Below are 3041 nucleotides of genomic sequence, written 5' to 3' on the forward strand. Positions count from 1 at the left end.
CCATCCTACCTGGCTCAACCTCGACGCCACCGACCTGGACTCCCAACCCGCCAGCGCGCCCGATGTCGCCATCCACCCCGAGCAACTGGCCTACCTGATCCTGACCTCCGGCTCCACCGGCAAGCCGAAAAGCGTCGCCGTGGCCCATGGCGCCTTGAGCCGCCACATCCAGGCGGCTGGCGACTTGTATGCCTACAGTCCCGCCGACCGCGCCCTGCATTTCGCCGCCTTGACCTTCGACGCCGCCATCGAGCAATGGCTGGTGCCGTTGTGTTATGGCGCCGGCGTGGTGCTGGGTTTCAGCGACTGGACGGGCGACGACACGGCCGCTGCCGTGCTAGACCATCAGGCGACGGTACTCTATCCGCCTACCAGTCATTTACTGCATCTGGCCGATACGCTAACCGCACGCCGGCAAACGCTTAACCTGCGTATTGCCTGCGTTGGCGGCGAAGCCGTCTCGGCCGACGCCTTAGGCAAAATCCGTCAGGTACTCAAGCCGCAACGCATCATCAACGGCTACGGCCCCACCGAAACCGTCATCACCCCACTGGCCTGGCAGGCCGACGCCAGTGCATGGCGCGGATACGCCCCGATCGGCCAGGCCGTCGGCGAACGTACACTGTATATATTAGATAAAGACCTCAACCCGCTGCCGCTGGGCGCGGTCGGCGAACTCTACATCGGCGGCCCTTGTTTAGCACGTGGCTACCATAATCGTCCCGACCTCAGCGCCGAACGCTTTATCCCCGACCCGTTTGCCGGCGACGGCAGCCGTTTGTACCGTACCGGCGACCTGGTGCGCTATCGCGCCGACGGCAGCGTCGACTACCTCGGCCGCGCCGATCACCAGATCAAACTGCGCGGCTACCGCATCGAACCCGGCGAAATCGAAGCCGCCCTGCGGCAACTGCCCGGCGTAGGCGATGCCTACGTCATGCTGCGTGATGACCACGGTCGCCCTTATCTGGCGGCCTATCTGGCGCAGGCGGCAGAACAACCAGATCCCGGCAGTGATGGCGACTTGGCCGGACTTGAAACGGTACCTGCTGCGCCCGATGCTACCCCGGCGGCGTTAACGCCAGTCGCCCTTCAAGCCGCGCTGGTCCAGCGCTTGCCGGACTACATGATCCCCGCCAAGTTCGTGTTGCTGGCGCAACTGCCGCGCACCGCCCACGGCAAAGTCGACCGCAGACGACTCCCCGCGCCCGACTTCAGCGAAGCCGCAGTGCCCAAAGCCCCGAGTAACGCCACGGAAAGCCTGCTGGTACAACTCTGGCAAGACCTGCTCGGCCAGCCAAACATCGGCATCCGCGACAACTTCTTCGAACTGGGCGGTGACTCCATCATCTCCATCCAGTTGGTTAGCCGCGCCCGCGCACTAGGCCTGTTATTCACCCCCAAACAGCTGTTCCAGCACCAAACCATCGAAAGTCTGGCTCAAGTTGCCGTGTCTGCTGACGATCAACACGTCGGCGAACCACAAACCCCGGTGACCGGCTCAGCAACGCTGCTGCCCATCCAGCACGCCTTCTTCGGACAGACCTTACCCAACCCGCAGCACTGGAACCAATCCCTGCTGCTGAAAACCCGGCAAGCCCTCAACCTCGAGCATCTGCAACAGGCCTTAGAATACCTGATCAGCCACCATGACAGCCTGCGCCTGCGTTTCCGTCAGCAGGGCGGCCAATGGCAACAAACCTATGCCGAGGCCGACACGGCACAAGCCGCCATCGGCGCGGCAGCATCCGCCAACCCGACTAAGGTGGCGCCTCAAGCAAACCTGACGACCGCGTGGGAACAGCACACCGCCAGCGCCGCCGCCGACATCACCGCCATCGCCCAACAGGCGCAACGCCGCCTCGATCTGGAACACGGCCCGATGTTCAAAGCCGAGCACATCCTCGTCGCCGACGGTACGGAACGCCTGTTGTTGATCGGCCACCACCTGATTGTCGACGCCGTCTCCTGGCGCATCCTGCTCGAAGACCTGCAAAGCCTGTATAGCCAGTTGCAACAAGGCCAGACGCCAAGCCTGCCGGCCAAAACCGCCAGCTATCAAGCCTGGGGCAAAGCCTTGCAGGCTTATGCCCAAAGCCCGGCGCTGCAACAGCAACACGCCTACTGGCCCGCACAAACGCAACATCACGGCGACTGGCCCTGCGACCACCCGCAAGGCCGCGCGCAAACCCGTGACCGCGACAGCCAGACCCTCACCCTCAGTACCGAGCGCACCCGGCAACTGCTACACGCCGCCAACCTCCCCTACCGCACCCGCATCCAGGAACTGCTGCTGGCGGCCTTGGCGCAGACCCTGGCCGACTGGACCGGCCAGCGCGACATCGCCGTCGAACTCGAAGGCCACGGCCGCGAAGCCGACGCCGTCGCCCAAGCCAACGGCACGAATGGAACAAACGGCATAAACGCAGCCCTCGACCTCAGCCGCAGCATCGGCTGGTTCACCAGTCTGTACCCGGTCAGACTCAGCGTCGGCCAAGACTGGCACGCAACCGTCAAAGCTGTCAAGGAACAACTGCGCCAAGTGCCTGACCACGGCATCGGCCATGGCGTGCTCAAACACCTGACCGCCAACCCCGAACAAAAGGGCCAAAACCCAACCCCACACAAACCCAGCGTCACCTTCAACTACCTCGGCCAATTTGACAGCAGCTTTGACGCCAACGCCCTATGGCAACCCGCCGACGAAGACAGCGGCGACGAACGCGACCCGGCTGCGCCGTTGGGCAACGAACTGGAAATCAACGGCGAAATCTACCAAGGCCAACTGCGCCTGGACTGGGGCTACAGCCGCCAGCGCTACCACGCGCAAACCATTCAAACACTCCTGCACAGCTACCAAAGCCATCTGCACAGCCTGCTCGACCACTGTCTGGACGCCGAACCCAACTTGACCCCCAGCGACCTGCCGCTGGCCAAGCTGAGCCAAGCCCAGCTCGACGCGCTGCCGGTCGCCCACCATCAGATCGAAGACCTCTACCCGCTCTCGCCCATGCAGCAGGGGATTTTGTTTCATGCCTTGC

The 3041-nt window shown here is 63.6% G+C and carries 1 protein-coding gene; it reads left to right on the plus strand.

Annotated features, from left to right (window positions below; all coding sequences use genetic code 11):
• Positions 1–100: 100 nt before the first annotated feature.
• A partial coding sequence (locus tag Q7V20_RS15950; RefSeq protein ID WP_304793249.1) for a condensation domain-containing protein occupies positions 101–3041 on the plus strand: 2941 nt, incomplete at its 3' end.

It is taken from the genome of Aquabacterium sp., from assembly GCF_030652515.1.
In the GTDB taxonomy this organism is placed as follows: Bacteria; Pseudomonadota; Gammaproteobacteria; order Burkholderiales; family Burkholderiaceae_C; genus Aquabacterium.